We start from the raw sequence: 15542 nt of genomic DNA, 5'->3' as shown, positions 1-15542 counted from the left end.
GATTATTGAGAATGCCGCAGTTCTTTATTGATCGCCCGATCTTCGCCTGGGTGGTCGCCCTGTTTATCCTGCTCGCCGGTTTGCTGGCGATCCCGCAGTTGCCGGTGGCGCAGTACCCCAACGTCGCGCCACCCAAGGTCGAGATCTACGCGGTGTATCCCGGCGCCTCGGCCCAGACCCTGGACGAAAGCGTGGTCAGCCTGATCGAGCAGGAGCTCAATGGCGCCGACCACCTGTTGTATTTCGAATCCCAGAGCAGCCTCGGTTCGGCCACCATCACCGCGACGTTCCAGCCGGGCACCGATCCGGAAATGGCCCAGGTGGATGTGCAAAACCGTCTCAAGGCGGTCGAGCCGCGCCTGCCGCAGGCGGTGACGCAGCAGGGTTTGCAGGTGGAGAAAGTGTCCGCCGGTTTCCTGCTGCTGGTGACCCTCACCTCCAGCGACGGCAAGCTCGATGACGTAGCGCTCAGCGATTACCTGGCGCGCAACGTGATGAACGAGCTCAAGCGCCTCGACGGGGTCGGCAAGGCGCAGTTGTATGGCGCCGAGCGCGCCATGCGCATCTGGATCGACCCGCAGAAGCTGATCGGCTTCAACCTGACCCCGGCGGACGTGAATGCCGCGATCAGCGCGCAGAACGCCCAGGTTTCCGCTGGCAGCATCGGCGACTTGCCGGGCACCAGGACCCAGGAAATCACCGCCGCGATCCTGGTCAAGGGCCAGCTGTCGACACCGGCGGAATTCGCCGACATCGTGCTCAAGGCCAACCCGGACGGCTCCACCGTGCGCATCGGCGATGTGGCGCGGGTGGAAATCGGCAGCCAGGAGTACCAGTTTTCCACCCGTCTGAACGGCAAGCCGTCCACCGCCGTCAGCGTGCAACTGGCGCCGGGCGCCAACGCGTTGAACACGGCGACCCTGGTGCGGGCGAAGATGGACGAGCTGTCGCGCTACTTCCCGGCCAATGTCGAATACAAGATTCCGTACGACACCTCGCCGTTCGTCAAGGTCTCGATCACCAAGGTGGTCTACACCCTGCTCGAAGCCATGGCGCTGGTGTTTGCGGTGATGTTCCTGTTCCTGCAGAACGTGCGCTATACGCTGATCCCGACGCTGGTGGTGCCGATCGCGCTGATGGGCACCTTCGCGACCATGCTGTTGCTGGGGTTCTCGATCAACGTGCTGACCATGTTCGGCATGGTGCTGGCCATCGGTATCCTGGTGGATGACGCCATCGTGGTGGTGGAGAACGTCGAGCGGATCATGGTCACCGAGGGCCTGTCGCCCAAGGAGGCGACGAAGAAAGCCATGGGCCAGATCACGGGCGCTATCGTCGGGATTACCCTGGTGCTGGTGGCGGTGTTCCTGCCGATGGCGTTCATGGCCGGTTCGGTGGGGGTGATCTACCAGCAGTTCTCGCTGTCGATGGCCACCTCGATCCTGTTCTCGGCGTTCCTGGCCCTGACCTTGACCCCGGCGCTGTGCGCCACCCTGCTCAAGCCGATCGCCAAGGGCGAGCACCATGCCAAGGGGGGGTTCTTCGGCTGGTTCAACAAACGTTTCGAGCAACTCACCGATCGCTACGAAGGCTGGGTGGCCTATGCGCTCAAGCGCAGCGGCCGCTACCTGCTGGTCTACCTGGTGTTGCTGGTGGGCCTGGGGTTGATGTTCAGCCGCCTGCCCTCCTCGTTCCTGCCGGTCGAAGACCAGGGCTACACCATCACCGATATCCAGCTGCCGCCGGGTGCGAGCAAGAACCGCACGGTGCAGGTCGCCGAGCAGATCGAAGCGCACAACGCCAGCGAGCCAGGGGTGGGCGATACCACCATGATCATGGGCTTCAGCTTCTCCGGCTCTGGGCAGAACGCGGCGTTGGCGTTCACCACGCTCAAGGACTGGTCGCAGCGTGGCAGCGATGACTCCGCCGCCTCGATTGCCGACCGCGCCAACGCGACGTTCAGCGAGCTCAAGGATGCGATCGCCTATGCGATCCTGCCGCCGCCGGTGGATGGGCTGGGCACCTCCAGCGGGTTCGAATTCCGTCTGCAGGACCGTGGGGGCGTCGGCCACGCCGCGTTGATGCAGGCCCGCACCGAACTGCTGGCGGCCGCGGAAAAAAGCCCGATCCTCGCCAACGTGCGCGAAAGCGCCCTGGCCGAGGCGCCGCAGGTGCAGTTGGAAGTCGACCGCAAGCAGGCCAATGCGCTGGGCGTGTCGTTTGCCGATGTCGGCAACGTGCTGTCCTCGGCCATCGGCTCGGCGTATGTCAACGACTTTCCCAACCAGGGCCGCATGCAGCGGGTGGTGGTGCAGGCCGAAGGTGACCAGCGCAGCCAGGTTGCGGACTTGATGAAGATCCACGTGCGCAACAACGCCGGAAAGATGGTGCCGCTCTCGGCGTTTGTCGAAGCCAAGTGGACCCAGGGCCCGGCGCAGCTGACCCGCTACAACGGTTATCCGGCGATTGCCATCAGTGGTGAGGCCGCGCCGGGCCACAGCACCGGCGAAGCGATGGAAGAAATCCAGCGCCTGGTCAGCCAGTTGCCGGCGGGCCTTGGCCAGGAATGGACTGGGTTGTCGTTGCAGGAACGCTTGTCCGGCTCGCAGGCACCCTTGCTGTTGGGGCTGTCGCTGCTGATCGTGTTCCTGTGCCTGGCGGCGCTGTATGAAAGCTGGTCGATCCCGACCTCCGTGCTGCTGGTAGTGCCGTTGGGCGTCCTCGGCGCGGTGCTGGCCGTGACCTTGCGTGGCATGCCCAACGATGTGTTCTTCAAGGTTGGCTTGATCACCATCATCGGGCTGTCGGCGAAGAACGCGATCCTGATCATCGAATTTGCCAAGGACCTGTATGACCAGGGCGAAGACCTGATCGATGCGACCCTCAAGGCCGCGCGGCTGAGGTTGCGACCGATCATCATGACCTCCCTGGCGTTCATCCTCGGCGTGGTGCCGCTGGCGATTGCCACCGGCGCCAGCTCGGCGAGCCAGCAGGCGATTGGTACCGGGGTGATCGGCGGGATGATTACCGCGACGTTGGCGGTGGTGTTTGTGCCGGTGTTTTTTGTGGTGGTGATGAAGCTGGTGCGCAAGAAGGGCTGATGCGGGCGGTGGTTCTTGTGACTAGCTTGTTGTGGCCAGTGAGCTTGTTGTGGTGAGCGGACTTCATGTGGTGAGCGGGCTTGCCCCGCGTTGGGCTGCGAAGCGGCCCCAAAACCATCCACCCCGGAATATCTGGAAAACCGCGGTGAGATTATTGGGGCTGCTTCGCAGCCCAACGCGGGGCAAGCCCGCTCACCACAACAAGCCCGCTCACCACATGAGGTCTGCTCACCACATTAAGCCATCTTCAACCCATGGAGCCATCTTCACCCCATGACCCCAGTTCACCACATGAAGCCATGCTCACCCCATGAAGCCATCTTCACCCCATGAACCCATGCTCCCCCCATACCCCCTCGCTCCCCATAAGCTCACCATTGGGCCAGCCGCTGCAGAATGCGCTAAGGTGCTCACAAATAGCCATGTGTGAGCTGCCATGCCGTTTCTAGCCCGTACCCACCCTCGCCTTTCTTCCGCCGCCGTGCTCGGCCTTGCCGTGGGCATCCTGGCGCCGGCGGATACTCTGGTGAGCAAAATTCTCATCGGCTGGAACGCCGGGGTCTGGACCTATCTGGTGCTGATGCTGTGGCTGACCATCCGCGCCAAGGCCCAGGATGTGAAACGCATCGCCGAGATCGAGGATGAAAACGCCGGGCTGGTGCTGTTCATGGTGTGCATCGCGGCCATCGCGAGTTTGGCCACCATCACGTTCGAGCTGGTCGGCAGCAAGGACCTGGCCACGTCCGAGCGCTTGCTGCACTACGGCTTTACCGGGCTGACGGTGATCGGTTCGTGGCTGCTGATCGGGGTGATTTTCAGCGTGCATTACGCCCGCCTCTATTACACCTGGGAGGGCAAGGAGCCGGCGCTGCGTTTTGCCGAAGGCTTGCTGACCCCCAACTATTGGGACTTCCTGTATTTTTCCTTCACCATCGGCGTGGCGGTGCAAACCTCCGACGTCGGCGTTGCCACCCGGGGCATGCGCAAGGTGGTGCTGGGCCAGTCGTTGATCGGATTCCTGTTCAACACCGCGATCCTGGGTTTCTCGATCAACATCGCCGCCGGACTGTTCGGCTAGTCTGCACAAACCTTCTAGACGCCCTGGAGCCGCTGGGCGCTAATACCCTTACACATTCCGTTCCGGTGTCTTATGGCCGCACGCAATTGGATCGACCTGTCCCAGGACGCCGACACCGGCATCGAGACCCTGCGCGCGCATTTCGAGGGGCATGCCTACGACCCCCATTGGCACGACAGCTACCTGGTCGGCGTGACTGAACAAGGCGTGCAGCAATTCAACTGCCGTCGCACCCGTCACAACAGCGTGCCCGGCCAAGTGTTCCTGGTCGAGCCCGGCGAGTTGCATGACGGCGATGCGCCCACGCCGGACGGCTTTACCTACCACATGCTCTACCTCGACCCGCAGTGGCTGGCGCGGGAAGTGAGTGCGGTGTTCGAAGAGGCGCCGCTCGACAGCCAGCTGGGGTTCGCCCACACCTTGACCAGCGACCCGCGCCTGGCCATTGCCACCAGCCAGGCGTTCCAGACCCTGCACAGTGGCGAGTTGCGCATCGTGCGGCAACGGGCCATGGACCAGTTGCTCGAGCGCCTCACGGCCCAACTGCACTGGCGCAGCCGTTACCGCGAGGATCCACGCCTGCCGCGGGTGGCCCACGAGGCGCGGGAATACCTGCACGCCCACCTGCATCACGACGTCGGCATGGATGAACTGGCGCTGGCCTGCGGCGTCGACCGCTTCCGCCTGACCCGCGCGTTCAAGAGCGCCTTTGGCCTGCCGCCGCATGCCTATCTGGTGCAACTGCGCCTGGCGCGCGCCCGGCACTGGCTGGCCAAGGGCGAGCAACCGGCCGATGTGGCAATCGCCCTGGGCTTTGCCGACCAGAGCCACCTCGGTCGCTGGTTCGTGCGCGCCTACGGCCTGACGCCCGCCGCGTACCGCAAGCGCTGCTCAAATCTTCCAGACAGGTAACGTGTGCGCTGGCGAAGATCGACTCCATCGATTGGTTTACCGGAGTCACCCGCCATGTTGCCCACGTTGCTGCCGTTCATGCTGTTCGCCTTCGTCGCCTCCATCACCCCCGGCCCCACCAATATCCTGGTGCTAAGCAACAGCGCGCGGTATGGCTTCAAGGCCGCCTTGCCGATCATCCTCGGGGCGTGCGCCGGCGCGGCGGGGATCGTGCTGCTGGTGGGGGCCGGCGTGGGCCAGTCGCTGGTGCAACTGCCCAGGGTACAAAGCGCGATGCAGTGGGCTGGGGTGGCGTGGCTGAGCTATCTGGCCTGGCAGATTTTCCGCGCACCGACAACCGCGATCGACCCGCAATCGGCGCAAAACCGCCTGGGCTTGACGGGCGCCGCCAGCCTGCAATTGATCAACCCCAAGACCTGGATGATGGCATTGGCGGTGGTCAGCGTGTTCGCCGGCACTGGCGCAGACCGCCAGCACCAGGTGCTGATCCTGTCGCTGGTGTTTTTCCTGATTTCCCTGCCCTGTCTCGGCGCCTGGGCGATGCTGGGCGCAGGCTCCAGCAGGGTCTTGCGCTCGGCGCAGGCCATGCGCCGTTTCAACCAGTGCATGGCCTTGCTCCTGCTGGGTTCGACCTGGCTCGGCGTACTGATCTGAAGGCACAAAAAAGGGGAAGCCCAAGCTTCCCCTGTTCAAGTGTGTGTGCGCCTTAGAAATCGTAGCGCACACCGAAGTTGACGCCCCAAGGCTGGTCGATCTTCTTGCCTTTGCTGGTTTCAATATCCGCATGCAGCTTGACGTTCTTGGACACCGACATGGCCAAGCCTGCCGCCAGCTCGATCCGCGAGCCCGACAGATCATTGTTGAAGCTCTGATCGTTGACGAACACCTTGTTGCTCTGGTCGAACTCATGGGCGAGCGCGGTGCGCAGGTACGGCTGCAACACACCGCCGCTGTCCAGCTGGATGTTCTTGCCGGTGGTCACGCCCACCTTGCCGACCACGGAGCTGGAGCGATCACCTTTGGCTTGCAGGCCGTTGGACAGCTCATAGCTCTGCGCCTGGGTGATGGTTGCCGACAACTGGCCGTAGGGTTCGATGAAGAAGTCGTTATCCAGTTTGATATGGCGACCCAATTCCGCCGATGCCCCCACGGCGTTTTGCGCGTAGCTGCCCTTGGCTTTCTTGCCGTCGCTCATGATCACATTCACGTCGTTGTGCAAGCGGTTGAGCTTGGCAACACCGTCGAAATACAGACCGCTCTCATCGTCCAGCCACGTGGCGTAGGCACCCAGGTAGTAGCTCTTGACCTCGCCTTTACTGCCACGGGTGAGGTTCAGGTCCGAGCTGCTGTGACCGGCCATGACACCGGCCAGCCACTGACCATCACCGCTGGACAACGGCGCGTCGGCGCCAATCGTGAAGCCCTTCTGGGTTTGCGCATAACCGGCACCGTTTTTGTTGGCGGCCACTTCATATTTGTTGCCGTAGCTGCGCATCCACAGGCCATTGTCCTTGCCATCGCTGAAGCGCAATTCACCCATGCGGGTGCGCAGGATGGACGACTCGCCGTACAACACGGTTGGCGCACTGTTGAACAACGCCAGTACCGAGTGGGCGCTGGTACTGGTACCGCGACGCGTCGGGTCGAGTTCCCAGTCGTTGCCGTCCTTTTGCAGACCATAGGCATAGGCGCCGATGTCCACGGTGTCGCCCACCAGGGAAAAGTGTGCGTCGCCGCCTTCGGTATGCACCACCTTGATCGGCTTGCCGCTGGCCAGTTCCGAACCGGTGGCGTCCAGCAACAGGCGGTGGTTCCCCTCGGCCTTGCCTTCCACGTTGAGGAAGTCGGTCTGGTGAGTGGCAAAGTCGGTGTGCATGATGAACGTGCCGTTGCCTTCCAGGCTCTTGACGTCCAACTGGTAGAACTCATCCGGCCCACCAAAGTGCACGGCGCCGCCGCCCATCTTCAAGGCGTCGACATTGCTGTCGCCTACCAATACCCAATTGGAGGCATCGTTGACGCTCAACTCGGCGACGTTCTTCAACTGGCCGGTCAGCCAGGAGCCATTGTTGAGCTGCACTTTCGCGCTGCCGCCCTCTTCGACCACGATGTCACCCACCAGGACGCTGCGGTCGACGTTCATGTTGGCGCTGGCGCCGCCGGTGACTTCCAGGATATTGCCGTTGCCGCCGCTCAAGGTCGAGCCGTTGAGCACGTGGATATCTGCCTCGGTCGTGCCGTATTCGTCGCCTTCCACCAATAGCGCGGCACCGTTGCGACCTTCGACATGCGAGCGGTTCAATACCAGGCTGCTGCTGTTCATGTCCGCACTTTCATAACTCAGGCGTACACCATTCTCGCCACCGGTAATGACGCTGGCGACCGCACTGGCGGCCCCGCCCAGCAACAATACGCCGATGCCATCCTCATCGGTTGCAATGACATCCGAGCCAAAGAAGTCGAGCTGGCTGAATGAGGTGGCCCGCGCACCTTCAGTGGAGCCCAGGATAGTGCTGTCGAAAACAGTGGCTGTCGAACCCTCATCAGTGAGGAAGTTACGTGCAGCCAAGAGGCCGACACCGTTGTGATTGATGACCTGGCTGCCCCTGATCTGGGCGTTGCTGCCTTGCAGGTTGATGGCAAAGGCGGCGGTACCGCGGGCTTCTACCGATGCGCCGTCGAGGTTGATTTGCGAACCCTGGGTCGCGTAAATGTCCTGCGCCTTGCTACCTGCGTTCAGGGTCAGTGCACCGGCAGTCACTCGCGACTGAAGCATCTGGGCACCGTTGGACGTCAAGTGGGCATTCTCGCTGATGATCCAGTCGTCCACCCGTACACCGGCCTCGATAGTGCGCTCCAAGCCTGGGTGCAATGTGGTGGTGGCATGGGTGAAGGTGGCGCCCAGCAACAGGAGGCCGACAGCAGGCACCTGGAGCGCCAGGGCCAAAGGATGTTTTTTGAACCGTGCATCGATAGTCATTGCATGTATACCCGTAAAGAACCTTCCCGAAAGGGAACGAATTGACCGGCACCAAGCGATATAGGCCCAGGTCATGACGGGGCGCAGGTTAGTGAGGAAGGGGGAATGGGTATGTAGGACTTATCTGCGATTAATAGCTGAGTTGCCCGACGCCTCAATGGTCAAAAAAAAGAGGAGCCAGGCTCCTCTTTATTAGTACGACATAGGCCCGCACTCAGCTCGGCCAAGGTGAGCCGTCACAGTAGACCGGACCTGGGCGAACCCCTCTCACCAACAGGATGGCTTCGGCGGAAAGAACAGGAGACGGGGTACCAATGATGGGTACGGTGTAGGTGATATTGACCGACCCCATATCCAGCGCTGCCACACTGATGGGTTTCACGTAGGTCGCGTAAGGCCTGACGGGGACAGTGAAGCCCAACTGGGTGTGCTCGAATTTCAATGGCCCGAACAGAAACGCCCCGCTCGCCGCAGGAATAGGGACTGCGCCATCATTGTCACTGCAGCCCGTCCAATTCAGCGTGATAATCATGCCGACCGCCAACAGTTCATGAGGTGGCACAAATACATGCACCTCGCGATCCGGTCCTTGCAACGTGTTGCACACGATTTCTGCAGGCGCAATACCTGGGATCTCGGGCAAGGCGTTAAGGACCCGCGGTGGAGGGAACGCAATCACGTTGGCATTGACGTTGATGTCCTGGGACGGTGATGAAACCCGGTTGTTGGTACCACTGATCTCGATTTCGTAACGCAGTGGAATCAGATTGTTGGAATGCTTCTGGATGAACGGAAATGGCACTTCCATGTCGATCTCATCACCGGGCATGGCGGTCGCGGGGTCCACCTCTTTTCTATCGACCAGTTCGTTTTGGTAGAACAGATTGATCCAGAACCGCATTGCAGACGGCGGCGGAGCACCACTCCACAGGCGTACGACGACATCGGCATTCATCTGTGAGTCGCGTTCATCCAATTCGTTGGTCAACCCTGAGCCACGCCCCGTCAGGATTGGCAGTGGCAGGTTGGGGTTGATCAGCTCAGGCTCCCAAGGGTTGATCGGCCCCCCCACCTGCAGGTCGAGGTCGATGTTGGTAGGCGTGGGGACCCAATGCATCACCCCCCCTCGATCCACCGCATATTCCACCCTCAAGTTGATGCTGCCGGTACTCGTAGCGTACAAGTCGACCAGCGTCTGAAAGCCCACATGGAAGTTGTACGGCAGTGCAGACCCACCCAATGGGAAGGGACCTACGTCCCGAGAGCCATGCGTGGTGGTCAGGCGCACCAGCAGTTGATCGTTCGCACGATCAACGTCGTAAATCGGAATAATCACAAACATGCCGGAAGAGGCGGCGGTATCGAAACGATCAATGAGGCGGTCACCTACGCCCGTCAAGGAAAGCGCATCCCTTACACCCGGCGGGCTAAGTACTGGCGCAGGTCGCAACCCCACCGTGACAGGCAGTTCGAACGAAGGGTCGCTGATATTGCCGGCGACATCGACCAAGCGGTACCTCAACCTACGAGGGCCATCCCCCATATCGGCCATGGCCTGGGTGAAGCGCACCACGCTGTCGGGGAACACCGGGCCCTCCCCAAGAACCTCCAGTGAGTCGCCGTTGTACGCGCGCCATCTATCACCGGGCTGGGCCCCCTCCGCGACATACGCTGGAATCCCGAAGGGTACGCCGGTGGGGTTTGCGTCCAGCAGCGCCTGAGTGACGCTGCCCGCCCATCCAGGCGGTAGCGTCAAACGGCGAGGCCCGTCGGGAATGCTGTCGTAGGGAGCGGTTCGGTCGATGACCAGCGGCGCCTCAAACGAGCCTGAGTCATTCCCGGAGCTCTGGATGACTCTGTAGCTGACCGTGTGATCACCTTCAGTGAGGAATCGCCGCGCAATATTGACCGTATAGAAGGCTGGAATGGGCGGTGGGAAAAATACCGGTTCACTGATGATGCGCCCGGTTTGGAAATCACCGATATCATCAAGATGGATATCCAGGCTATCGGGCCTTGCGGGGTTGGTAGGCGCGGGAGACCACAGCGGAATATCCACTTCAAGAAAGTTTTTATCGGCCGCTTCTCTGAAAATCAGGCCCGGGTATTCGATCGGATCAACCAACCCGGTAATAGTCGGGGCAGGCAGTACAATGGGAACCGCGGTGGGCCCCACACCTGTTTGTTTGGACTTGGGAACTATCTTTTTCATGTGAGTCACTCTCTTTAGTATAAAAGATTACTCTGTCGAGCGCGCGACGACGCCCATAGATCCACACAACATGTGCAACTTTCTTATTATCCCTACCGCTACTCACCGACAAAAAAAGTTCAAGCGATTCCGCAACCGAAGTGTATTCACGGCTGGATTATGGAGACAGGCTCACTCAAACAAATCAGTGGGTTATACCCTCCCGACAATCATCCCTGACTGTTCGGGCACTCATCATCGAGTGAATCACAAAAACCGTCATCGCCTGGCTGACAAATCTTTGCAGAACCGGGATACACGCGATCAATACGCACCAGTTTCTGCGCGGACTGGCCTATCACAACACCCCGCCGAAGCACGAAAAACCTGGCGATCGCCGATGCAAATCTACGCATCGGTTCAATCTTCGTGTCCCACGGCCACACCCTGACCGCTTGCCCGTTGGCGACATAATTAACCGTCACGCTGAAGTCAGTATCTGCAATCGGCTCTTCGCCGTTATTCTGTGCATAACCTTGCCAAAAAAATTGAATTTCATCGCCTGTTTGAAATCTACTGTCATCGCGTATGAACCAATACACGCCATGGCAAATAGCCGGGCGCGATTCGCAAGTAAGATAGTTGCCACCACCGTGCAGCCTATGTTGTATCAATGGGGCATCAAACTGAATCAACGGCGCCGCATGAACATTGACGGGCGTCGAGTCTGAATGCTGTTCGTTCACCCCGTTACTGGTGGTGTAATACACCGGCAAGTCCGGGAAATTACCACCGCTGACAATCACATTACCGGGCACATCCGTGAACGGTACCGGCTGGTCGAACATATCTCCCGGCTGCACTTCATAGTGGGCCACCGGCCCCACGCCGTTCCAATATAGCTCCAGCCGCTCTCCCGCTACCGGGTTCTGGTAGAGGCGTACCCATACCTCAGCGCCAGCCGTCGCATCACGAAAATCTAGTTCATTGTGTAATCCAGAGCCTTTGCCGTACACATCCACCCGCTCCAGCGTGGTATTGAGCAGCGCGGGCGCATTGGCGTGATCCTGTCCGGCGATAGTCAGGTCGACCCAGAAAAAACTCGACGGCGAAGGCACGGGTGGGCGCCCCGCACGTTGAATCTCGTACCTGACTTGCACCTCGGTACGCGCCAGAGGGCCGGACCCGCGCAAGATATCCCAGGGTATCTCGACCGGAAATGGGAAGCCGGTGATAGGTATTGCCGGCAGCACAGGGCGACCGTCACAGAACATCACGACACGGTCGCCCGCTGCAAAATCATCGTATTCACGGGGAATCCGCGCCGCGACCCGCGCTCGCGCATCATCACGCTTGATCAGGAAGTCCAGATAGGCAGGAGGACGAATATCGGGCGCAGGCAAGTTGCTCGGGTCAGCAATCAGATTCACCTGGAAATCCATCGGAGCACTGAACGCCAACGTAAAATTTTCGGCGCGATCATATAAGCGGTATTGCAAATAGGCGATCCCGTTACTGAGGCCGCGAAAATGCTCGGCAGGAATCCGCAGAATCAGCGGATCGGTGATCAGTGGAAATTCCTGCCTGCCCGTCTGGATGGGCGGAAACGGCGGTGTGTTATTGCTCAGGTAATAACCGACCTGATCACGACCCGCGCGGCCAATGTAGGCCGGTATCTCGACTTCGATGAACGGGTTGGCGGCCAACACCGCTTCGGTGATGCCGGAGGCCTCTATTGCAGGGTCGACAAACCGCGCCTTGTCGTCCGGATCCTGAAACCTTGGCGGGTTGTTATCCACCGTCAGCGTCCAGGGAAACGATGGCGTCGCGAAGCCGCCTTCATCCGTCACCGTATAAAACGCCTCTACCACCGCATCGAGTTCCCGCATGAAGTCGACAGGGACATATAAGGAGTACGGAAAAAGCGCCGGATCCAGCGGCCCGGTAAACGACTGCGAGTCAGCTTCGACACTCACGCCGCGCACCCGCCACCACAGCGTGAGGACATGAGTTCTGCCCACTGAGGGACCTGGCACCCACTGAGGAATACGGCACTGCAACGGTTGCAGCGATACCGGCAGAGGAATCAGCCCTTCCGGGTCCGCAGGATCGACCCCCACCACCTCGTCGAAAGTCGGCAATACGCGGGCCTCTCCCTCCTTGGTAGACCGTACACCGGGTTGGGCGGCTGGTTTATGTGAGCTGGGCATTTTCTCTTCCCTCGCAATTATCCTGGAGAGAATTAAGCGCTCAAACGCACACCTCCGATACTGTCAGAAGTAACAGGTACCACTCGCCATTCGTCGGATTGGTTCGGGATGAAGGCCAGGACTATCGTCACCCGCCCTTGACGGAATGGTCGTCGATGGTGTTTCCTGAAACCGGTTTCAGGGCCAGCACCACGGTCACTGGAGCCCTTGACTCGAATAAAAAGGTGCAACCGTCGTGAATTCATTTTCCGCCGCCCAGCGCAGCCGTGTGACCATGCTTGACGTGGCCGAGCGCGCGGGTGTGTCCAAGGCCAGCGTGTCGCGTTTTATCGGCGATGACCGCGCCTTGCTCTCCGATGCCATCGCCCTGCGCATCGAACAAGCCATCGACGAACTCGGCTACCGCCCCAACCAGATGGCGCGTGGCTTGAAGCGTGGCCGCACGCGCCTGATCGGCATGCTGGTGGCCGATATCCGCAACCCCTATTCCATTGCCGTGATGCACGGTGTCGAAACCGCCTGCCGCCAGCACGGCTACAGCCTGGTGGTGTGCAACACCGACCGCGATGACGCCCAGGAGCGCCAGCACCTGGCAGCACTGCGCGCCTACAACATCGAAGGGCTGATCGTAAATACGCTCGGCCATCACCTCGACCAACTGCTGGAACTGCAACGCGAAATGCCCCTGGTGCTGGTGGACCGCAAGCTCGAGCCGCTGCACAGCGACCTGGTCGGCCTGGATAACCCGGCGGCGGTGCGCATGGCGGTGGAGCACCTGGAACAGCAGGGTTACCGCGATGTATTGCTGGTGAGCGAAGCCACCGATGGCACCAGTTCACGCCTGGAACGCCTGGACAGCTTCAAGGCCGAAATCGCCCGGCGTCCGGCATTGACCGGCGCCATCGTGGAACTGGATGACCAGTTGCAACAGCGCCTGCAGCGCTTTCTCGCCAAACCCGGCCGCAAGGCTTTGTTCTGCGCCAACGGCATCGCCGCACTGGCCTGCACCCGCGCTCTCAAGGCATTGGGCTGCGAGCTGTTTGCCGACGTCGGCTTGATCGCCCTCGATGACCTGGACTGGTACCCGCTGGTAGGCACCGGCATCACCGCCCTCGCCCAACCGACCGAGGCGATTGGCGCCAGCGCCTTCGACTGTCTGCTCAAGCGTTTGCGCGGTGACACCGAGCCGACTCGCACCCTGGATTTCTTGCCCCAACTGATTGTCCGAGGCTCCACAACCCCCACGTAGGAGCCGGCTTGCCGCCTCCTGCAGCGTTGATTTGCGTATAAAAATGAAACCGGTTTCAGAGGTAGACAACAATGCATAAATACCCCGTCTCCATCAGCCTTTCCAGCTACGGCGCCGACCTGGTCCGCCAGCAGGGCCAGTTGAGTTTTGTCCAATTACTGGCCTCCGCCGGTGCCCAGCGCATCGAATGGCGTGAAGAACTGCTGACCCACGAACAACCCGCGCAACTGGCCGAAGCCGCTGCTGCGCAGGGCCTGGAGTGCGTGTTCTCATCGCCGCTGGAACTGTGGGTCGCCGGCCGCGCGCAGCCGAATGCCGAATTGAGCGCGACGCTGGACCGCGCCCAGGCCTTCGGGGCGCGCTGGCTGAAAGTCTCGCTGGGTTATTTCACCGATACCAACGACCTGGAAAGCCTGCACGCCCTGCTCAACCGTCACTCGGTCAAGCTGTTGGTGGAAAACGACCAGACCCTGTACGGCGGGCGCATCGAGCCGATGCAGCGGTTTTTTACCGAGGTCGAACGCCAAGGCTTGCCGGTGAAGATGACCTTCGACATCGGCAACTGGCAGTGGCAGGACCAATCCGCGCTGACCGCCGCGCGCCTGTTGGGCCGGCACGTCGACTACCTGCACTGCAAGGCCGTGGCGCGCCGCGCAGACGGCAAGCTGGTGGCGCTGCCGCCTGGCGCCACCGACCTGCATCTGTGGGAACAACTGCTCAAGCACATGACTCAAGGTATTACCCGGGCCGTGGAATTCCCGCTGCAGGGCGATGACCTGGTCGCGGTCACCGCACAGCAGGTCGCCACCCTCGCCCACCTTGGCCAACCGCCTGCGGAGAATGCGCATGTCTGAGATCGATATCCTCTCGTTTGGTGAAACCATGGCGATGTTTGTCGCCGAGCAGACCGGCGACCTGGCCCAGGTGGCGCAGTTTCACAAACGTATCGCCGGGGCCGACAGCAATGTCGCCATCGGCCTGTCGCGCCTGGGTTTCAACGTGGCCTGGCTGAGCCGGGTGGGCAATGATTCCCTCGGGCGCTTTGTGGTCGACACGCTCAAAAATGAAGGCCTGGATTGCCGGCATGTGGCGGTCGACCCGCTGCACCCGACCGGCTTTCAACTCAAGTCCCGCGAAGAAGCCGGCGCTGACCCGCAGGTGGAGTATTTCCGCAAGGGCTCGGCGGCCAGCCGCTTGTCAATCGCCGCCATCAGCCCGGCGCTGCTGCAGGCGCGTCACTTGCACGCCACAGGGATTCCGCCGGCGCTTTCTGACGCTACCCACGAGCTGTCCGTTGAACTGATGACCCAAATGCGCAAGGCCGGACGCAGCGTGTCGTTCGACCCGAACCTGCGCCCTTCGCTGTGGGCCAGCCAGGCGCAGATGATCAGCGCCATCAACGCGCTGGCGGCCCTGGCCGACTGGGTCCTGCCGGGCCTGGGCGAAGGCCGCTTGCTCACCGGTTATGACGACCCGGCCGATATCGCCGCGTTTTACCTCGACCAGGGCGCCGAAGCCGTGGCGATCAAGCTCGGCCCGGACGGCGCCTACTTCCGTACGCAGATGGACAAAGGCTTTATTGCCGCCGTGCCGGTCGAAAAGGTCGTCGACACCGTGGGTGCCGGCGATGGCTTTGCCGTGGGCATGATCAGTGCCCTGCTGGAAAACCTCAGCTTTCCCGAGGCGGTCCAGCGCGGCAACTGGATCGGCAGCCGCGCCGTGCAGAGTCGCGGCGACATGGAAGGTTTACCCAAGCGCGAAGAATTGCCCAACCGATCCGTTGCCTGATCCATCACCTGTTGCCACAACTACAACAAGCTC

At 61.2% G+C, this 15542-nt stretch carries 10 protein-coding genes; 7 read left to right on the top strand and 3 right to left on the bottom strand.

Annotated elements, in window-relative coordinates; all coding sequences use genetic code 11:
* Window positions 1-11 precede the first annotated feature (11 nt).
* The 4 genes from AC07SI_RS17080 (at window position 12) to AC07SI_RS17065 (ending at window position 5745) form a co-directional block, all read left to right on the top strand.
* On the top strand, window positions 12-3101 hold the full coding sequence (locus tag AC07SI_RS17080; RefSeq protein WP_065906556.1) for a multidrug efflux RND transporter permease subunit: 3090 nt from the start codon (window positions 12-14) through the stop codon (window positions 3099-3101).
* 436 nt (window positions 3102-3537) lie between these two features.
* Complete coding sequence (locus AC07SI_RS17075; protein ID WP_065906555.1) at window positions 3538-4179, top strand: DUF1345 domain-containing protein; 642 nt, start codon at window positions 3538-3540, stop codon at window positions 4177-4179.
* A 72-nt stretch (window positions 4180-4251) separates the two neighbouring features.
* Window positions 4252-5091 (top strand): AraC family transcriptional regulator, encoded by an 840-nt coding sequence (locus tag AC07SI_RS17070; protein WP_495006140.1) that lies wholly within the window; start codon window positions 4252-4254, stop codon window positions 5089-5091.
* A gap of 54 nt (window positions 5092-5145) precedes the next feature.
* Window positions 5146-5745, top strand: a complete 600-nt coding sequence (locus AC07SI_RS17065) for a LysE family translocator (protein WP_495006139.1) — start codon at window positions 5146-5148, stop codon at window positions 5743-5745.
* A gap of 52 nt (window positions 5746-5797) precedes the next feature.
* Here the strand turns inward: AC07SI_RS17065 and AC07SI_RS17060 are convergent, their stop codons facing one another.
* From AC07SI_RS17060 to AC07SI_RS17050, 3 genes are all read right to left on the bottom strand, one after another.
* Entirely contained in the window at window positions 5798-8071 is a 2274-nt protein-coding gene (locus tag AC07SI_RS17060) for an autotransporter outer membrane beta-barrel domain-containing protein (RefSeq protein WP_495006138.1), read from the bottom strand.
* A gap of 214 nt (window positions 8072-8285) precedes the next feature.
* Window positions 8286-10283, bottom strand: coding sequence for a hypothetical protein (locus AC07SI_RS17055; RefSeq protein ID WP_495006137.1), 1998 nt, complete (start codon window positions 10281-10283; stop codon window positions 8286-8288).
* A 209-nt stretch (window positions 10284-10492) separates the two neighbouring features.
* A complete protein-coding gene (locus AC07SI_RS17050; RefSeq protein ID WP_495006136.1) occupies window positions 10493-12403 on the bottom strand; it encodes a hypothetical protein in 1911 nt (636 codons plus the stop codon).
* A gap of 304 nt (window positions 12404-12707) precedes the next feature.
* Between AC07SI_RS17050 and AC07SI_RS17045 the strand changes: the two genes are divergently transcribed.
* The 3 genes from AC07SI_RS17045 to AC07SI_RS17035 all read left to right on the top strand — a co-directional run bounded on the left by AC07SI_RS17045 (window position 12708) and on the right by AC07SI_RS17035 (window position 15509).
* Window positions 12708-13721 carry a LacI family DNA-binding transcriptional regulator gene (locus AC07SI_RS17045; RefSeq protein WP_495006135.1) on the top strand — a complete coding sequence of 338 codons (1014 nt, stop codon included), beginning with the start codon at window positions 12708-12710 and terminating at the stop codon, window positions 13719-13721.
* Between the two features lie 71 nt (window positions 13722-13792).
* Window positions 13793-14575 carry a sugar phosphate isomerase/epimerase family protein gene (locus AC07SI_RS17040; RefSeq protein ID WP_106804146.1) on the top strand — a complete coding sequence of 261 codons (783 nt, stop codon included), beginning with the start codon at window positions 13793-13795 and terminating at the stop codon, window positions 14573-14575.
* Window positions 14568-15509 (top strand): sugar kinase, encoded by a 942-nt coding sequence (locus AC07SI_RS17035; RefSeq protein WP_106804147.1) that lies wholly within the window; start codon window positions 14568-14570, stop codon window positions 15507-15509. The genes AC07SI_RS17040 and AC07SI_RS17035 overlap by 8 nt, the downstream gene beginning before the upstream one ends.
* Window positions 15510-15542: the final 33 nt, after the last annotated feature.

The sequence above is a fragment of the Pseudomonas sp. GW821-FHT05D12 genome, from assembly GCF_059419825.1.
The sequence above is the reverse complement of the archived record's forward strand: the minus strand, read 5'-3'. Positions and strand labels throughout refer to the sequence as shown.